The sequence below is a fragment of the Comamonas guangdongensis genome (assembly GCF_041079535.1).
GTDB classification, from domain to species: Bacteria; Pseudomonadota; Gammaproteobacteria; order Burkholderiales; family Burkholderiaceae_C; genus Comamonas; species Comamonas guangdongensis.
On sequence record NZ_JBFYGN010000006.1, the window covers coordinates 98,358 to 116,564 of the forward strand.

Genomic DNA, 18,207 nt, shown 5'->3' on the forward strand with positions numbered 1-18,207 from the left:
TCATGAACGCATCGAATCTTCTGGTTGAACTGTTTGTCGAAGAGCTGCCGCCCAAGGCGCTGCAAAAGCTCGGCGATGCTTTTGCCACCGTGCTGTTTGAGCAACTCAAGGATCAGGGCCTGCTGGCTTCTTCCGAAGCCCGCGTGACGGCCTATGCCTCGCCGCGCCGTCTGGCCGCCCACATCACCGAAGTGCTGCCCCAGGCCGAGGACAAGGCCGTGTCGCAAAAGCTCATGCCCGTCTCCGTGGGCCTGGACGCCGATGGCCAGCCCACGCCCGCGCTGCTCAAGAAGCTGCAGGCCATAGGTGCCGATGCTTCCGCCGTGGCTCAGTTGAAGCGCCAGGGCGAAGGCAAGGCCGAGGCCCTGTTTTACGAATCCACTGCCAAGGGCGTGCTGCTGACCGATGGCGTGCAGAAGGCGCTGGACGAGGCTCTGGCCAAGCTGCCCATTCCCAAGGTCATGCGCTATCAGCTGCAGGACGGCTGGACCAGCGTCAACTTCGTGCGCCCGGCCCACGGTCTGGTGGTGCTGCACGGCACCCAGGTGCTGATCGGCGTCAAGGCCCTGGGCCTGACCGCCGGCCCTGCTACCCATGGCCACCGCTTTGAGGCTGCCGTGGATCCCGTGGTGATCCGCGATGCCGACAGCTATGCCGAGCAGCTGCGCGAAGAGGGCGCCGTGATCGCCAGCTTTGCCGAGCGCCGTGCCGATATCGCGCGTCAGCTGCAAGCGGCGGCCGAGCGCATTGGCGGCGGCGTGCGCCCCATCGACGACGACGCACTGCTGGACGAGGTGACGGCTCTGGTCGAGCGCCCCAATGTGCTGGTCTGCGAATTCGAGAAGGAATTTCTCAACGTGCCGCAGGAATGCCTGATTCTGACCATGAAGGCCAACCAGAAGTACTTCCCGCTGCTGGATGCGAGCGGCAAGCTCACCAACCAGTTCCTGATCGTCAGCAACATCCAGCCCCAGGATGCCTCGGCGGTGATCGGTGGCAACGAACGCGTGGTGCGCCCGCGTCTGGCCGATGCCAAGTTCTTCTTCGATCAGGACCGCAAGAAGACCCTGGCCAGCCGCGTGGAGCTGCTGGACAAGGTGGTCTATCACAACAAGCTGGGCACGCAGGGCGAGCGCATCGCCCGCGTGCGCACTATCGCCAAGACCATTGCCCAGCAACTGGGCAATCCCGAGCTGGGCCGCCAGGCCGATCAGGCCGCCATGCTGGCCAAGACCGACCTGGTGACTGACATGGTGGGCGAGTTCCCCGAGCTGCAAGGCATCATGGGCCGCTACTACGCCCTGAACGACCAGCTCGACGCGGCCGTGGCCGACGCCATCGAAGACCACTACAAGCCGCGCTTTGCGGGCGACGAACTGCCGCGCGGCGATGTGGGCGTGGTTGTGGCCCTGGCCGACAAGCTCGAGACCCTGGTCGGCATGTTCGGCATCGGTAACCTGCCCACGGGCGATCGCGATCCCTTCGCGCTGCGCCGTCATGCTCTGGGCGTGATCCGCATGCTGGTCGAGAAGGACCTGGAGCTGGACCTTGAAACCCTGCTGGTCAGCACGCTGCCGGCCTTCGGCGACAAGATCCAGGACGCCACGCCTCAACTGGTCGAATTCATCTACGACCGTCTGGCCAATATGTTCCGCGAACAGGGCTACAGCGCCCAGGAAGTCGAGGCCGTATTGGCCCTGCAACCCCAGCGCCTGTCCGACGTGCAAAAGCGCCTGGAGGCCGTGCGCGCCTTTGCGGCATTGCCCGAAGCCCCGGCCCTGGCCGCCGCTAACAAGCGCGTTGGCAATATCCTGAAAAAAGCCGAAGTTGCGGTGCAGCCTCAAGTCAATGCTGCGCTATTGGCGGAGCGGGCGGAAAAGGACTTGTACGCGGCCCTGCAGAGCGTGGCCCCCAAGGCTCAGCAACAGTTTGCTGCAGGTGATTACACAGCCAGCCTGCAAACCCTGGCTGCTCTGCGAGCGTCCGTGGACGCCTTCTTTGAGCATGTCATGGTGAATGCCGAGGACGAAGCACTGAAAGTCAACCGCCTGAGTCTGTTGGCCGAGCTGCATGCGGCGATGAATCGCGTGGCGGATTTGGCGAAATTGGCCGTGTGATTTGCAATTTATTGGCCATGGTCAGGGTTGTGCGCGATGCCATGGCCATTGCGCAAGCGATTTTTAAGGAAAACTGATTCCATGAATTTTTCAGATGCCACCATTGCCATTATTGGCCTTGGTTATGTCGGCCTGCCATTGGCGGTGGAGTTTGGGAAGCATCGTCCGGTGCTTGGCTTTGATATCAACCGGGCTCGCGTGGCAGAACTGCAAGGCGGCAAAGACCACACCTTGGAATGTACATCCGATCAGCTAAAAGCTGCAGCGCAATTACGCTACAGCTGCGAGGTGGACGATCTAAAGAAATGCCACATCTTTATTGTGACTGTCCCAACTCCGGTGGGAGAAGCTAACCGGCCAGATCTCACGCCCCTGATCAAGGCCAGCCAGACGGTGGGTGCTGCGCTGAAAAAAGGCGATGTGGTGATTTACGAATCCACCGTGTATCCCGGCGCCACCGAAGAAGTCTGTGTGCCCGAACTGGAGCGCATCAGCGGCCTGAAGTTTAACCAGGACTTTTTCTGTGGCTATAGTCCCGAACGTATCAATCCCGGTGACAAGGTCAACACGCTGACCACCATCAAAAAAATCACCAGCGGCAGCACTCCTGCGGTGGCGGATGCTGTGGATGGGTTGTATCGCGAAATCATCACAGCAGGCACCCATAAGGCCAGCAGCATCAAGGTCGCAGAGGCGGCCAAGGTGATTGAAAACACCCAGCGTGATTTGAATATTGCGCTGGTCAATGAGCTGTCCGTTATTTTTGCCCGCTTGGGCATTGATACCTTGGATGTCTTGGAGGCCGCAGGCAGCAAATGGAATTTCCTGCCGTTCCGTCCCGGCATGGTAGGTGGGCACTGCATTGGCGTGGATCCATATTATCTGACGCACAAGGCCGAGCAAGTGGGCTACCACCCCCAGGTCATTCTGGCTGGGCGTCGTATCAACGACAACATGGCGCGCTACGTAGCTCGCACTACCATTCAGCGCATGCTGAAAAACGGCATGGATGTGCCGCGCTGCCGCATTGGTGTGCTGGGCATCACCTTCAAGGAAAACTGCCCGGACATTCGCAACAGCAAGGTTGCTGACATGGTACGTGAGTTCGAAACCTGGGGCGCCCAGGTTGTGGTGGCTGACGCCTGGGCCGATGCGGCTGAAGTGCAGCATGAATACGGCATCCCCTTGGGGCAGATTAGCCCCGAGCAGCCCGTTGATGCTCTGGTGGTGGCCGTGGGGCACAACGAATACCGCGCCCTCACGCCCGCCCAGCTCAAAGCCCTGACGCGCAGCCCGCAGCCTGTGCTTGCCGATGTGAAAAGCCTGTATGACCGCCATGCGATGGCCGAGGCCGGCTTTAGCGTGTTCCGTCTGTAAACCTCACATAACACCATGAAAAACTTTGCCCTCATTGGCGCTGCTGGCTATATCGCACCGCGCCACCTCAAAGCTATCAAAGACACAGGCAACAATCTGCTGGTGGCCATGGATGTGAACGACTCCGTCGGCATCATGGACAGCCACTTCCCTGAAGCCGAGTTTTTTACCGAATTTGAAGCCTTCTCCGCCTATGTGGAAGACTTGAAGCTCCAAGGTCGAAAGCTGGACTACATTGCCGTCTGCTCGCCCAACTACCTGCACCTGCCGCATATGAAGTTTGCGCTGCAAAACGGCATCGACGTCATTTGCGAAAAACCCCTGGTGTTGCGCACCGCTGACCTGGACACTCTCCTGCGCTACGAGGCCACCTACGGCGCCAAGGTCAACTCCATCCTTCAGCTGCGCCTGCACCCCTCCATCCTGGCGCTGCGTGAAAAGGTGCAAAACGCTCCCGCTGGCAAGGTGTTTGATGTGGATCTGACCTACCTCACCTCGCGCGGCAAGTGGTACCTCAAATCCTGGAAAGGCTTTGACGAAAAATCTGGCGGTGTAGCCACCAATATCGGCGTGCACTTCTACGACATGCTGCACTTCATCTTTGGCAGCATCGTCAAAAACGAAGTCCATTACCGCGACGAAAAAACTGCTGCTGGCTATCTGGAATACGAACGCGCCCGTGTGCGCTGGTTCCTCTCGATTGATGCCGACCACCTGCCGGCCAATGCCGTCAAGGGGGAAAAACTCACTTACCGCAGCATCACCATTGAAGGCGAAGAACTAGAGTTCTCTGGCGGTTTTACCGATCTGCACACTCAAAGCTACCAGCGTGTGCTCGAAGGCAAGGGCTACGGCACCGAAGACAACCGCGCCGCCATTGCCACGGTGGAAGTCATTCGCACTGCACCCATTACCACCAGCCCTGACAACCCCCATCCACTGCTGGTCAAGGTGCGGGTATGAGTTATTTCAAGCACGACAGCGCCATCGTCGATGAAGGTGCCCAGATTGGAGAAGGCTCGCGCATCTGGCACTTTGTGCACGTCTGCGGCGGCGCCCGCATTGGCAAAGGTGTCTCGCTCGGTCAGAACGTGTTCGTGGGCAATCAGGTGGTCATCGGCGACCGGTGCAAGATCCAGAACAACGTCAGCGTGTACGACAACGTTACGCTGGAAGAGGGCGTTTTCTGTGGCCCCAGCATGGTGTTCACCAACGTGTACAACCCTCGTTCGCTCATTGAGCGCAAGAACGAATACCGGGACACTTTGGTCAAAAAAGGTGCAACCCTGGGCGCGAACTGCACCATTGTTTGTGGGAGCACTATTGGCGAATACGCGTTCGTCGGCGCAGGAGCAGTGGTCAACAAGGACGTACCAGCCTACGCCTTGATGGTCGGCGTTCCCGCACGCCAGATTGGCTGGATGAGCGAATTTGGTGAACAACTGGACCTGCCGTTGCAGGGGCAGGCCGAAGCTGTTTGCCAGCACACCGGTGCTCGCTATGTGCTTGATGGCACTGCTATTTCAAAATTGCCTGCTTAAGCCACCATGGACTTCATTGATCTCAAAACCCAATATCAAAGCCTGAAAGCGGACATCGACGCTGGCATCCAGCGTGTGCTGGATCACGGGCAGTACATTCTCGGCCCCGAAGTGGCCGAGTTGGAAGAAAAACTGGCAGCCTACACCGGTGCCAAATACTGCATCAGCTGCGCCAATGGTACTGACGCGTTGCAGATTGCCCAGATGGCTTTGAATATTGGCCCTGGCGACGAAGTCATCACTCCCGGCTTCACCTACATTGCGACTGCTGAAACCGTGGCTCTGTTGGGCGCCAAGCCGGTATACGTTGATGTGAACCCGCGCACCTATAACTTGGATCCCGCGCTGCTGGAAGCGGCCATTACTCCGAAGACCAAAGCCATTATTCCGGTGAGTCTGTATGGGCAGTGTGCGGACTATGACGCTATTAATGCCATTGCGGCTAGGTACGGAATTCCAGTGATCGAAGATGCCGCGCAAAGCTTTGGCGGTACCTACAAGGGGCGTAAGAGCTGTAACTTGACTACTATTGCCTGTACTAGCTTCTTTCCAAGCAAGCCCTTGGGTTGCTACGGTGATGGTGGTGCCATTTTTACCAACGATGACGAACTGGCCAAGGTTCTCCGTCAGATTGCTCGCCATGGGCAAGATCGTCGTTACCACCATGTTCGTGTGGGCGTCAATAGTCGGCTGGATACGATTCAAGCTGCTATTTTGCTGCCTAAGCTTGTTGTTTTGGAGCAGGAAATTGCACAAAGGCAATTGGTCGCGGGGCGATATGCGGCAATGCTGAATGGCGTTTCGGATGCTTTCGTCCCTTTTATTGATCCGGATAATCAAAGTGCATGGGCGCAATACACTGTTCGGGTTTCTGATCGAAATATGGTTCAAGAGCAGATGAAAGCGAAGGGGGTTCCTACGGCAGTTCACTACCCCATTCCATTGAATCAGCAACCTGCAGTTGCCAGTACAAATGTTAATTTGCCTGTAGGTGATGCAGTGGCTCGGGAGGTCCTCAGTTTGCCGATGAGTGCATATATATCAGCAGCTGATCAAGAACTGGTGGTTGACGCATTGTTGAGCGCGCGAGAGTGAATTGAGTGCTTAAGAGTAGTCACATACTTTCCACCACGGGAGCAACCGTGGTTGGTGGTGCGCTCCAATTAGGTTTGACGATTCTTGCTGCGCGCCTGCTTGGGCCGGAACAGAATGGGCACTATGCGCAGTTTGTGCTGGTGTTCAATTTGGTCTTCATCGGTTTGAACTTTGGTCTGGGACCTGCCAGCACATACTTTGTAGCGTCAGGGAGATTGACGGAGGCGGCGGCACGTCGCATCAGTGTGCGGGTGATTTCTCTGATAACTGCTTTATTGGGGCTGGTCACGCTTCTGATTTGGAAGGCTTCCATGATTCGCGTTGTCGAATCGGCATTTAAGATCCCTGTCCCGCTTTTTCTTTGGGGGTTGGCTGGGGGGGTGCTGCTTCTCACGTTCAATCAGATGCTTGCGATCATGATGGGCGGGCATCGGTATGACACGGTGAACTTGCTTAATATTTCAAAGGCAGGTGTGCCGCTGCTGTTTATTGCTTTGCTCTCTTTGCTGGTTGCGCCAGATTCATTGAATTTATCGATCGCCCACACTGCGGCTATGGCGGTTGTATTGATGCTGTCTATTATGGCTTTGACAGGGGCCTCGGAAAAAAATCGTTCAGCGGAGCTGATGAGCGAGAAATCTGTTGGCTCTGTCTTGCATGCAATGCTTGGCTATGGTGCGCTTGTCTATGCGTCGAATCTTCTGCACTACCTTGCGATGCGAGGTTTGCTTTTGCTGCTTTCTTATTACAGCATTCCGGAGTCGGTTGGATTTTTAAATCTTGCGTTGTTGCTGTTGGAAGTGACCTTGTTGCTTCCAAGCGCTATTGGGCAATTGGTTTTTCCTCAGTCAAGTACGACGGGGTTTGATCGACGCGTGATCGAGATCGTTCTTCGAATCAATATGTTGATCGGTTTATTTTTGGCTGTTGGAGTAGTTCTTCTTTCTATTCCAGTGATTCGTGTATTGATGGGTGAGGCATATGTGTCGGTTGGATCGGCGATGATGCATTTGGCCCCATCAGTTATCTTGTTGGCCATTCCACGGATATTGAGCCAAGTCCTTTCGGGGCAAGGGTATCCTCGGTATCCACTGATTGCAGCTGCGCTGTCGTTAGTAGTCGGTGCGATCCTGGCTGTTTTATTAATCCCTCGCTGGGGTGTTTTGGGGGCTGTCTGGGCTATCAATGCTGTATCGGCTATCACGGCAACTGTTACATTGGTCGGCTATAGTCGGGTCCATAAGGTGGCAATGTGCGAATTGCTCAAACCTAGGTTTCAGGACTGGGCAGGTGTGCAGCGTATGTTGGCAAAGATATCGAGGAGCTGAATCACATGGACTCGCAATCTTGGACGGTATTAGCCGTTATGTTCTATGTGGCCATACTTTTACTGCTGGCGTTGTATGTATTTTTCGTGCGCCGGGCTAGTCCATTTGAGCCGGTAGGGTTGTTCCTCTTCTTTGTTTCTCTATTTGCACTGCCATTGCCAGTGCGCTATTGTTTCACGACGGAAATCGAGGGAAATGTTTCAACCAGCCTGCCACAGTTTGCGTCTTATATCGGCATTTCACTGGTTATGACGGCCATTTCTCTGGTGGTTTTTGTGTTGTTCTATTATTCGCGCTGGGCGCGCCGCCTTGGCGACCGCATTCCGCAGTTGCCTGACCATGGCGCGAAGGGAACCGGCGTGAGCATCTTGATGCTGGTGCTGATATCAGTGGTCCTGATTTATTTTTTGGCGGAATCGGTTGGGGGTTTTCTGGAATTTTTGCTGCTTGGGTATAAGTCGTCGGAGGAGACCTTCGGTCGGGGCTATCTGGCAGTCGGTTTCCCGTGGCTGGTTGTGGCGATGCTGGCTTTGTTTGATCGTTATGCAACCAGAAAGAAATGGCGCGATGCCATTTTTGGCTTGCTACTGCTGGCAGGGAATTTTGGTATTTTTGCGCTGACGGGTAATCGGGCCATGATCATGTACATGGCGATTTCCCTGACGATTTTCATTCACTTGCGCATCCGGCGTCTTACACCTGCAATTTTTCTGCCGCTCGCGCTGGCTGGTTTCATTGGACTTAATGTCATGGGTACGTTGCGCGGATCGGACTATGGAAGCATAGAGGAGTTTGTAGAGCGAATGTTTGCTTCGTCGGAGGCTGGTGCGACCGATTCACACAATTTTTTCTACACCTTGACGATTGGTGAGTTCGTCGTTCCATTTGAAACACTGCCGCAAATGATACGATCCATTGGTGTGGACCAATGGCCTTGGCTGGGCCTGTCCTATTTGCGAGCTCCGGTGTATATGATTCCCAGTTTTATTTTTCCGGATCGGCCGCTTCCACTCGCGAATTGGTATATGGAAAATTTTTATGGGGGTGGCTATGGCTTAAACGAAGGACGTCAATTCTTCTTTCTCGCTGAAGGCTATCTAAACTGGGGAGCTGCCGGGGTTTTCCTAGTCGCTGCAATTTGGGGGATAGGCTGGGGAGCGCTCCATCGTTGGATGACACGTGGTCGCGACAGGTTTGGCACCGTGCTGATTTATTCGTTGCTCACCGCCTTCATGTTCCGCTGTATCGCAGGGGATGTTGTCACCCTTCTGGTCGGTACGACCCAGCAAAGTCTGGCGGCGGTGTTCATCATCATAGCGATAGCCTATCTGTGTGCTGGGCGTCGTCGTACAGGCAAAGCAGTGCCTCGGTCAGGAGTGCCCAAATGATCCACTCTGATCTTCTGGGTAGCGTGTTTGTGACCGGCGGCACTGGGTTCCTCGGCGGCTACACGCTGGATGCATTACGGGCGACGTCGACTATTGGCCGAGTCGTCATTGCCTCTCGGCAGAGCGAGAGCGCAAGAGATGTAGGCTCGCCAGAGATTTTTCCCTTGGACTTGGGCAGAGGTGAGGTGCTGCTGCCGCAGGGTATCAATACGGTTATCCACATTGCAGGAGAAAAGCGCGACTTGACGAAGATGAGCGAGGTGAATCACCTCGGCACGCGTCGCTTGGCTGAGGCTGCCGTTCGTGCACGGGTGCGTCGTTTTGTCTATGTCAGCAGTGTGGGGGTGTATGGAGCTGTACCGCACTCAGGTCGGATCAATGAAGCTTCTCCTCATACGCCGAGAAATCTTTATGAATCCAGCAAGGACGCCGGTGAGAGGTGTGTGCGAGAAGTGTGTGAGAGCGCTGGGATGGAGTGGGTGATTGTGCAGCCAAGCAATGTGATTGGCATTGTGCAGGGGCGCTCCTATCCTTTGCTTGGCCTGATGAAGATGATTCAGCGTGGTCACTTCGCTTGGTTTGGCCAGACCGAGCCCTGGGCGAACTATGTGGGGGTCCAAGACGTGGCTGCCGCGATCGTGGCAGCGGCTACGGCATGTCCTAACCGAAGCTATGTCGTGAACACGCCTGCTCGGATGTCGGACGTGGTGGCCTGGATCTCGGAAGAGCTTGGTGTGGCGGCTCCGGCGCGGCAACTGCCGCCATGGCTGGGGCAAGGCTTGGCCGAGGCCGGCTCCTGGCTTCAACGGATTTTGGGCCGGCACATGCCATTCCAGCGCGAACGATTTACGGAACTGACAAACACCACGATTTACGATCCGACTGCGTTGCGGATAGCGGCCGATTTCAGGTACCCCGTTGGCATCGAGGCGGAGATCAGGCAGATGGTGCGTACTTACCGCGAAGAGGGATTGTTGTGAAACGAATTTTGTATGTGTCGGATGCGCTGAGCATCCACACTCGCCGTTGGGCAGAGCACTATCGCGACCAAGGGGTGGACGTGCACATTGCGAGCTTCCGGAAGGCAAGCATTCCAGGCGTCAGCATTCATCAATTGCCGACAGGCGGGTTAGGGAAGCTGGGTTATTTGCTTGCTATCCCGTTTCTACGCAGGCTGGCAAGTCAGCTGCGTCCGGATGTGATACATGCGCAGTACGTCACGAGCTATGGATTTTTGGCGGCCATGGCAGGATTGAGGCCGCTTGTGTTGACTGCTTGGGGAACCGATGTGCTGATTAGCCCCAAAGAGTCCAAGCTGATGTGCTGGTTGGCGCGTTACGCTGTGAGACATGCCGATGCGGTCACGACTGTGGCTCAGCATATGAATCCCGCTGTGGCAAGACTTGGGGTGCCTTTGGAAGAGGTGTCGGCGGTGCCGTTCGGCGTCGATTCCCAGCGTTTTGTTCCGCTCCCTGATAGACCGCAGCGTGAGGTTCTGCGCCTGATTTCGACGCGAAACTTCGCACCGATTTACAGCGTTGATACCGTGATTGCAGCGGTTGCAACATGTGCGCGGCGAGGTCTGCGGCTGTCGGTGCATCTGGTTGGTGCCGGTGAGCTGCGCGAGGCGCTGGAGAGACAGGTGGTTGAGGCAGGGTTGTCTGACTGTGTAGAGTTTCATGGGCACGTAGACCATGCGCGTCTGGCGGCATTGCTTGCCGATGCCGATATTTTCGTGAGCTCAGCACTTTCGGATGGCAACAATGTGTCGCTCAATGAGGCTATGGCATGTGCGTGTTTCCCTATTGCCACCAATATTCCTGCAAATGCCCAGTGGATTGAGGATGGCAAGAACGGTCTGCTTTACCCATCGGGTGATGCGGACGCCTTGGCAGATTGCATTGTGCGTGCGGCAGAGGATAAGGATCAGCGAGAGCATGCTGGCCGTTTGAATCGGCAAATCGTGGAGCAGCGGGCCGACTGGCGGGTATGCGTGGATCGCATGAATATTACCTACGCGCAAGCCATTACAAACGCGAGGGCTGGCGTATGAGCACAAGGCTATTCATCTTTGGTACCGGCTCGCATGCCCGCAAGGTGTTTCACTATGCGCGTGATCTGGGTTGGGAGGTCGCAGCATTCGTTGACGAGGCCAATGATGCTCATGCACCGATCGCCGACATCGGTGTCATTTGTGCCTCTGAGCTTTCCGATCCAAAGGACGGTGAAGCGATGTTCGTGGCAATTGGAAAGCCCGAAGTGCGCTCGCGTCTGATGGACGAGCTTGCCGCGGCTGGCTGGCGGCTGCCGAATATCGTGCATCGCACTGCATGGCTAGCGCCAGACGCGGTACTTGGGGATGGCGTACTGGTGGCGGCTGGTGCAGTGGTCGAAACGGCCGCGGTGGTCGGGCGTGGTGCGATCATCGACATCGGTGCTCAGGTGGACCACGACGCTCGCGTTGGTGCATTCGCCCACCTGCGCGCTGGTCAAGTCTGCGGTCCGCGCGAAGTCTGGCCTTCTCCGATTCAAGGCGAAGATGGCCAGGCCCTCACACCAGCCGGCCTCAATGAAAGAAAACAGGAGTGATTGATTCATGATGAATCTATTTTATTTCGATGATTTACGGAGTAGATCTTTTTGTGATAATTAATCCTATTAAAAATATTTTGGTGCTTGCGCCGCATACTGATGATGGTGAGTTTGGATGTGGTGCAACCATTGCGCGGTATGTAGAAGAAGGCGCGCGTGTTATTTATGCAGCTTTTTCTGCTGCAGAGCAGTCGGTGTTGCCGCATTTGCCTCGCGATATTCTACGGACAGAGGTGCGTCAGGCGACTTCTGTTTTAGGTATCGCGGATAAAGATTGTTTGGTTTTTGATTTTGATGTTCGATATTTTCCAGAGCAGCGGCAAAGAATACTGGACAAGATGATTGAGTTGCAAAAAGAGTATCGGCCTGATATGGTTTTTTTGCCGAGCATAAATGATACTCATCAGGATCACAAAACTATTGCCGAGGAGGGCTTCCGCGCTTTTAAACGTACAACCATGCTGGGGTACGAGGTTCCATGGAATAATCTTGATTTTAGAACCAGTTGCTTTTTTGAAATCTCTGAGAAATTTTTACTAAAAAAAATAAATGCGTTGGAAAAGTACCAATCTCAGAAGCATCGTAATTATGCAAATGAGGAATTCATTCGTAGCTTGGCGCTGACTCGAGGAGTTCAGATTGGTAAGCGGTATGCAGAAGCATTCGAGGTGGTGAGATGGGTAATAAGTTGATTCAACCAGTCATGGCCAGTACTATCGCTGGCTGGTGTGGGGTAAATTGGCTGGGTACGGATATGCAGGTGCACAGTATTGCACCTTTGTCCGCTCCCACCGATGGAGCGCTTTGTTTTGCCAATTCCGCACCATTGCAAACTAGTGCATCACAAGTAGCCCTCATTTCTACAGCGGAGGCCCAAAATGTGGCCTCTTGCCTATTGGCTACGGACAGACCCCGCCTTACCTTTGCCAAAGCCTTGGATGCAATTCAGCGCAACATAGGCTTTCAAAGGCCAACCGTCCCACCGCAGATTGATCCTACAGCGCAGGTTAGTCCCCAGGCTTTTGTGGCACCCGGCGTAGTGATTGGTGCTCGAACTATTGTTCTTCCATTTTCGTATATTGGTGAAGGAACGATAATTGGAGAAGATTGCATTATAAAATCGGGTGCGGTAATCGGGCAAGATGGTTTTGGATTTGAACGTGATGAAAATAATATTCCATTACGCATCGTACATCTTGGCAATGTAATTATTGGAAATAACGTTGAGGTCGGCTGCGTAACGACTGTTTGCCGAGGGACACTCGGGAACACCATAATCGAAGATTCCGTGAAGATTGATGATCACGTTCATATTGCACATAATGTTGTAGTTGGTGTTGGTGCAATGGTAATAGCTTGTGCGGAAGTCAGTGGCGGAGTGAAGATTGGTGCGGGTGCATGGGTGGGTCCCAATTCATCAATTATTCAAAAAGTGACTATTGGTGAAAACTCTCTGGTTGGGATTGCTGCAAATGTGACAAAAAATGTTCCTGATGGCGTTGTGGTTGCAGGTAACCCCGCGAAAACACTGCGATCCAATAATTGATATATGAATATATTAATTATTAATCATTATGCCGGATCGCAGATTCATGGAATGGAGTTTCGTCCATATTACTTGGCTCGTGAATGGGTGCGCATGGGGCATAAAGTGCAGATCGTTGCGGGAGCCTATTCGCATATACGAGCACGACAGCCAAAGATGCCATTAGGTGTGCGTTGGCTTGATGAAATTTTGGATGGTATTGCCTATCGTTGGTACGCAACTCCAAGCTATCGTGGCAATGGCGTGGGACGGGTGTACAGCATGGTGTCTTTTTTATGGCATCTGTGGCGCAATGGCAAAGCGCTGGCACGCGATTTCAAACCAGACGTGGTGATTGCATCCAGCACCTATCCAATGGATATCTGGCCCGCACGGCGTATTGCGAAAGCTGCAGGTGCTCGACTGGTGTTCGAGGTGCATGATCTGTGGCCACTCTCGCCTATGGAGCTTGGTGGTATGTCGAAGTGGCACCCGTTCATTCTGTGGGTGCAGATGGCCGAGGACTATGCCTACCGTCACGCGGATAAGGTGGTGTCAATGTTGCCCAAAGCTCAGCCCTATATGCAAGCGCGGGGCATGGCGGCTAAGAAGTTTTTCTATGTGCCCAATGGGGTTGATGAAGAGGAGTGGACCGCTCCACATTCTTTGCCTGCAGAGGTGGTGCAACATTTGCAAAAAATTCGCGGGAAGGGCTTGCCAATCGTCGGCTATTCCGGTACGCATGGTTTGGCAAATGCTCTCGATGATTTGCTGAGTGCTGCTCAGCGTTTGGAAGGGCGGGCCGAGGTAGTGCTGGTGGGGACAGGGCCTGAGAGAGAGCGGCTGCTGGCGCGTGTGAGGGAGGAGCACCTAAGCAATGTTCACATGCTGCCAGCAGTGGCTAAGCAGGCGGTGCCGAACTTGCTGGAGGCATTTGATATCACCTTTATTGGCTCAACTGCGAATCCACTGTATCGGTTTGGTATTTCGCCCAACAAGTTGATGGATTATATGTTTGCTGCAAAGCCTGTTGTGATGGCAATCGATGCTGGAAACGATCCAGTCGGCGAGTCTGGTTGCGGCATTACGGTGCGTGCTGGGGATGTAGAGGCGATTATTCAGGCCGTTCTTCGTTTGACAGAATTGTCAACTGTCGAGCGCGAGACCATGGGGCAAGCAGGGCGTGCCTTTATCTTGCGCAACCAGACCTATGCGCAGTTGGCTCAGAGGTTTTTGGATGCGGTAGCGACTTGATTTGATGTTGTTGCATACAAAAAATTGCAGTAGGAAATCCCTGTAGGGGGGAGATCCTTACTCTGGTAAGAGTGCAGAATTCTCAAAAAAGTAACTTGCACAAAAAAATCTTCATTTATGCAACATAGCCATGCTGTGACGTATGTATGTACTTTGCTGAATTAAAAAGATGACTTCTGATTTTTTACCCTTTGCCTTACCCGAAATTGGTGAGGAAGAAATTGCGGCGGTAGTGCAGGCCTTGCGCTCAGGTTGGGTCACGACAGGGCCGAAAGCCAAGCAGTTCGAGGCTGATTTCGCAGATTTCCTAGGGGGCGGTGTTCAGGCGATAGCGGTAAATTCCGCCACCGCGGGGCTGCACCTGGGACTTGAGGCGCTGGGCGTAGGGCCGGGTGACGAGGTGATCACCACTACACACACCTTCACTGCCACAGCAGAGATTATTCGTTACCTGGGGGCTGATCCAGTGTTCGTGGATGTGGACCCCAGCACGCTATGCATCGACGTGACCGCGGTGGAGGCTGCGATCACGCCAAGGACCAAGGCGATCATCCCCGTGCATTTTGCGGGGCGAGCAGCAGACATGCAGGCCCTGTTGGCGGTGGCGCGCAAGCATGGCCTGCGAGTCATGGAGGATGCGGCGCACGCGCTGCCTACCACGTGCGGCGGCAAGATGGTGGGCACGTTGGACAGCGATGTGACGGTGTTCAGCTTTTATGCCAACAAGACCATCACCACGGGTGAGGGCGGCATGCTGGTGACCCGGGATCCGGAAATCGCCAAACGCTCGCGCGTAATGCGTTTGCATGGCATCAATCGCGATGCGTTCGACCGCTTCACCGCGAAGACGCCAAGCTGGTACTACGAAATTGTGGCACCGGGCTTCAAGTACAACATGACCGATATTGCTGCGTCTATGGGCATCCATCAGCTCAAGAAGGCACATGCATTTCAGCAGAAGCGAGCTCGGGTTGCAGCGCTGTACGACGAAGCCTTGGCCGGTTTGCCCATCATCCGTCCACCTCATGCGGCGGCAGGGGATGTCCATTCCTGGCATTTGTACGTCATTCAGCTGGAGGACTCGGTTGCGGTGAAGCGTGACCAGTTTGTTGAGCGCCTGTTTGCCCAAGGCATTGGCTGCAGCGTGCATTACATTCCGCTGCATTTGCAGCCCTACTGGCGCGATACCTACAACCTAACGCCCGAGATGTTCCCGGCGAGCCAGCGTATCTATGAGCGCACTTTGTCCTTGCCCATGTATTCGCGCATGACGGAGTCGGATGTGCTGCGGGTGGTCGATGCAATGAAGGCTGCACTCAATTGATGCTTAAACGTCTATTTGATTGGCTGGCCAGCGGCCTGGGCCTGCTAGTGCTCTCGCCGCTGCTGTTTCTGATAGCACTGGCTGTGAAGTTGGATTCGCGAGGACCGGTTTTTTTTCGCCAGGAGCGGGTGGGACAGTACGGCAAGCTGTTTCGAATCCATAAATTTCGCACCATGGTGACGGATGCCGAGTCTCGGGGGCTGCAGATTACTGTGGGGGCTGATGCGCGCGTCACTCGGGTGGGCTTTCTGTTACGCAAGTACAAGCTCGATGAGCTTGCGCAATTGTTGGATGTGTTCCTTGGCGACATGAGCTTGGTAGGCCCACGCCCCGAAGTGCCACGCTACGTGGCCTGTTATCCCGCAGAGTTGCGTGAGCTTGTTCTCTCGGTCAAGCCGGGCATCACGGACTGGGCTTCAATCCAATACAAGGACGAAAATGAAGTCCTTGCGCGATCCAGCGATCCACAGAAGGCATATGTGAATGAGGTTCTACCAGTCAAGCTGCGGTACTACGCCGAGTATGTGCGTGGCCGCTCTTTCTGGGGAGATATTCGCATTATTCTCGCTACGCTAGCGGCTCTTGTGCGTTAGGTAGGCCTTAGGCATAGAAGGCTATGGTCATCGATACAGCGATGGCATAGAAAAAATAATGATTTATAGATTTGTTGAGCCTTTGCTTGAACTGCCCCGGCTTGCCAAGCAGGCCTTGGTCATAGGGCTGGATATGGTGATGTCGCTCATCGCTGTCTGGCTGGCGTTTTATCTGCGTGTTGACCAAGTCGGCTTGCCGTTGCACGAGCAGGATTTTGTCTATGTGCTGGCAGCATTGCTGTTCCTGCCGGTTTTCGTACGCATGGGCCTATACCGGGCCATCTTCCGCTACACAGGCATGAGCGCAATGGCTGCGACGGCTATCGCGGTACTGATCTACGGAGGGCTGTTTTTCTGTACTTTGCTGCTGTTGAAGCCTCCAGGTATTCCACGCAGCATAGGGCTGATACAGCCGCTGATTTTCTTGGTGCTGGTCGGTGTCAGCCGGGCCATGGCACGCTTTTGGTTTATGGGCGATGGTGCTGCAACCAATGTAGCTGCCAAAGGGCGTCTGTTGATTTATGGGGCTGGTGAGGCCGGCGTGCAAACGGCTTCTGCCCTGAGCGCCATGCGCGATTTTGTGCTGTTGGGCTTTGTCGATGATGATGTGTCCAAGGTGGGGCGGACCATCAACGGAGTCAAGATTTATGGGCATGACCATTTGCCTGCGCTGGTGGAGCGCTTGGACGTCACGGACATCCTGCTGGCAATCCCCTCCCTGAATCGCTTGCGGCGTCGGGAAATCATCGACCAGTTGCAACTGCTGCCCGTGCATGTGCGCTCCCTGCCCGGCATGATGGATCTGGCCTCGGGCAAGGTGACGGTGGCGGATTTTCAGGAGCTGGACATCGAGGACCTGCTGGGCCGCGATCCGGTGGCGCCCGACCCGCAACTGCTGGCCAAGAATCTGGCCGGCAAGGTGGTGCTGGTGACGGGAGCTGGCGGCAGCATAGGCAGCGAGCTGTGCCGACAGATCATCCTGGAGCGTCCGCAGGCCTTGGTGCTGGTGGAGCACAATGAATACGGGCTCTACGCGATTCACCACAATCTGGAGTTGCTATGCAAGGAGCATGGCCTGTCCGTGCAGCTGCTGCCGCGGCTGGGCAGTATCCGGAATCTGCGCCGCCTGCGCGCCATTTTTGAGGATTGCAGGCCTCACACGGTGTATCACGCTGCGGCCTATAAACATGTGCCGCTGGTGCAGGAGAATCCGGCCGAAGGCATTCTGAACAATGTCTTCGGCACGCTCAATGTGGCGCGCGTGGCCATGGAGCAGGGAGTGGAACGCTTCGTGCTGATCTCCACCGACAAGGCGGTGCGGCCTACCAATGTCATGGGTGCCAGCAAGCGCATGGCGGAACTGGTGCTGCAGGCCATGGCCGGGGCGTCGGGCGTGGATTTCGCGCCCATCGACGAACAGCCCGCGGGCAGGCAGACGGCGAACCGTACCTGTTTTTGCATGGTGCGCTTCGGCAATGTGCTGGGCAGCAGCGGCAGCGTGGTGCCGCTGTTTCGCAGCCAGCTGCGCAACGGGGGGCCGCTGACGGTCACCCATGCGGCCGTGACCCGCTATTTCATGACGATTCCCGAGGCCGCTCAACTGGTGCTGCAGGCCGGCGCCATGGGCGATGGCGGCGACGTTTTTGTGCTCGACATGGGCAAGCCCGTGAAGATCATCGATCTGGCGCGCCGGATGATTCAGCTGTCGGGTCTGACCGTCAAGGACGAGGCCCACGCATCGGGTGACATCGAGATTCAGGTGGTTGGCCTGAGGCCCGGGGAGAAGCTGTATGAGGAGCTGCTCATTGGCGACAATCCCGAAACCACGGAGCATGCGCGGATCATGAAAGCGCATGAAAGCTGCTTGTCCTGGCAGGCTTTGCTACCGCATCTGCTGACGCTGCGCCATGCGGCCAAGCTGGGGGACGATGCGACGATCCACACCCAGCTGTTGCAGCTGGTCAGCGGCTATGTGGCGCCTGGAGGCTCCGAACGGGCATGCCAGGGCAGCACTGCAACGCGGGAACTGGCGGGGGGCTGACGGGGCGAGCCCGTTATTGCGGCAAAATCCGC

Annotated in this window: 17 protein-coding genes; 16 read left to right on the plus strand and 1 reads right to left on the minus strand. The window is 55.4% G+C overall.

What is annotated here, in order from left to right; translation table 11 throughout:
* The first annotated feature begins 2 nt into the window (after positions 1-2).
* The 15 genes from glyS to AB6724_RS07155 all read left to right on the plus strand — a co-directional run bounded on the left by glyS (position 3) and on the right by AB6724_RS07155 (position 16,134).
* On the plus strand, positions 3-2,117 hold the full coding sequence (glyS, locus tag AB6724_RS07085; RefSeq protein ID WP_369337804.1) for a glycine--tRNA ligase subunit beta: 2,115 nt from the start codon (positions 3-5) through the stop codon (positions 2,115-2,117).
* 81 nt (positions 2,118-2,198) lie between these two features.
* Positions 2,199-3,494, plus strand: a complete 1,296-nt coding sequence (locus tag AB6724_RS07090) for a nucleotide sugar dehydrogenase (RefSeq protein ID WP_369337805.1) — start codon at positions 2,199-2,201, stop codon at positions 3,492-3,494.
* Between the two features lie 15 nt (positions 3,495-3,509).
* Positions 3,510-4,457 (plus strand): Gfo/Idh/MocA family protein, encoded by a 948-nt coding sequence (locus tag AB6724_RS07095; protein WP_369337806.1) that lies wholly within the window; start codon positions 3,510-3,512, stop codon positions 4,455-4,457.
* A complete protein-coding gene (gene wbpD, locus AB6724_RS07100) occupies positions 4,454-5,035 on the plus strand; it encodes a UDP-2-acetamido-3-amino-2,3-dideoxy-D-glucuronate N-acetyltransferase (protein WP_369337807.1) in 582 nt (193 codons plus the stop codon). Before AB6724_RS07095 ends, wbpD begins: the two co-directional genes overlap by 4 nt.
* Before the next feature lie 6 nt (positions 5,036-5,041).
* Positions 5,042-6,130 carry a DegT/DnrJ/EryC1/StrS family aminotransferase gene (locus AB6724_RS07105; RefSeq protein WP_369337808.1) on the plus strand — a complete coding sequence of 363 codons (1,089 nt, stop codon included), beginning with the start codon at positions 5,042-5,044 and terminating at the stop codon, positions 6,128-6,130.
* 47 nt (positions 6,131-6,177) lie between these two features.
* Complete coding sequence (locus tag AB6724_RS07110; RefSeq protein ID WP_369337809.1) at positions 6,178-7,458, plus strand: lipopolysaccharide biosynthesis protein; 1,281 nt, start codon at positions 6,178-6,180, stop codon at positions 7,456-7,458.
* A gap of 5 nt (positions 7,459-7,463) precedes the next feature.
* On the plus strand, positions 7,464-8,846 hold the full coding sequence (locus tag AB6724_RS07115) for a hypothetical protein (protein ID WP_369337810.1): 1,383 nt from the start codon (positions 7,464-7,466) through the stop codon (positions 8,844-8,846).
* On the plus strand, positions 8,843-9,826 hold the full coding sequence (locus AB6724_RS07120; RefSeq protein ID WP_369337811.1) for an NAD-dependent epimerase/dehydratase family protein: 984 nt from the start codon (positions 8,843-8,845) through the stop codon (positions 9,824-9,826). The genes AB6724_RS07115 and AB6724_RS07120 overlap by 4 nt, the downstream gene beginning before the upstream one ends.
* Positions 9,823-10,899: a glycosyltransferase gene (locus AB6724_RS07125; RefSeq protein WP_369337812.1), complete on the plus strand. Its 1,077-nt coding sequence runs from the start codon at positions 9,823-9,825 to the stop codon at positions 10,897-10,899. Before AB6724_RS07120 ends, AB6724_RS07125 begins: the two co-directional genes overlap by 4 nt.
* Positions 10,896-11,435, plus strand: a complete 540-nt coding sequence (locus AB6724_RS07130; protein WP_369337813.1) for a PglD-related sugar-binding protein — start codon at positions 10,896-10,898, stop codon at positions 11,433-11,435. Before AB6724_RS07125 ends, AB6724_RS07130 begins: the two co-directional genes overlap by 4 nt.
* Before the next feature lie 29 nt (positions 11,436-11,464).
* Positions 11,465-12,130, plus strand: coding sequence for a PIG-L deacetylase family protein (locus AB6724_RS07135; protein WP_369337814.1), 666 nt, complete (start codon positions 11,465-11,467; stop codon positions 12,128-12,130).
* Entirely contained in the window at positions 12,115-12,984 is an 870-nt protein-coding gene (locus AB6724_RS07140) for a hypothetical protein (RefSeq protein WP_369337815.1), read from the plus strand. The genes AB6724_RS07135 and AB6724_RS07140 overlap by 16 nt, the downstream gene beginning before the upstream one ends.
* Positions 12,985-12,987: 3 nt before the next feature.
* Complete coding sequence (locus tag AB6724_RS07145; RefSeq protein ID WP_369337816.1) at positions 12,988-14,217, plus strand: glycosyltransferase family 4 protein; 1,230 nt, start codon at positions 12,988-12,990, stop codon at positions 14,215-14,217.
* 169 nt (positions 14,218-14,386) lie between these two features.
* Complete coding sequence (locus tag AB6724_RS07150) at positions 14,387-15,541, plus strand: DegT/DnrJ/EryC1/StrS family aminotransferase (RefSeq protein ID WP_369337817.1); 1,155 nt, start codon at positions 14,387-14,389, stop codon at positions 15,539-15,541.
* Entirely contained in the window at positions 15,541-16,134 is a 594-nt protein-coding gene (locus AB6724_RS07155) for a sugar transferase (protein WP_369337818.1), read from the plus strand. Before AB6724_RS07150 ends, AB6724_RS07155 begins: the two co-directional genes overlap by 1 nt.
* 7 nt (positions 16,135-16,141) lie before the next feature.
* Here the strand turns inward: AB6724_RS07155 and AB6724_RS07160 are convergent, their stop codons facing one another.
* Entirely contained in the window at positions 16,142-16,339 is a 198-nt protein-coding gene (locus AB6724_RS07160) for a hypothetical protein (protein ID WP_369337930.1), read from the minus strand.
* Here AB6724_RS07160 and AB6724_RS07165 point away from each other — a divergent pair.
* Positions 16,268-18,175: a polysaccharide biosynthesis protein gene (locus AB6724_RS07165; RefSeq protein WP_369337927.1), complete on the plus strand. Its 1,908-nt coding sequence runs from the start codon at positions 16,268-16,270 to the stop codon at positions 18,173-18,175. The genes AB6724_RS07160 and AB6724_RS07165 overlap by 72 nt on opposite strands.
* The last annotated feature ends 32 nt before the right edge of the window (positions 18,176-18,207 follow it).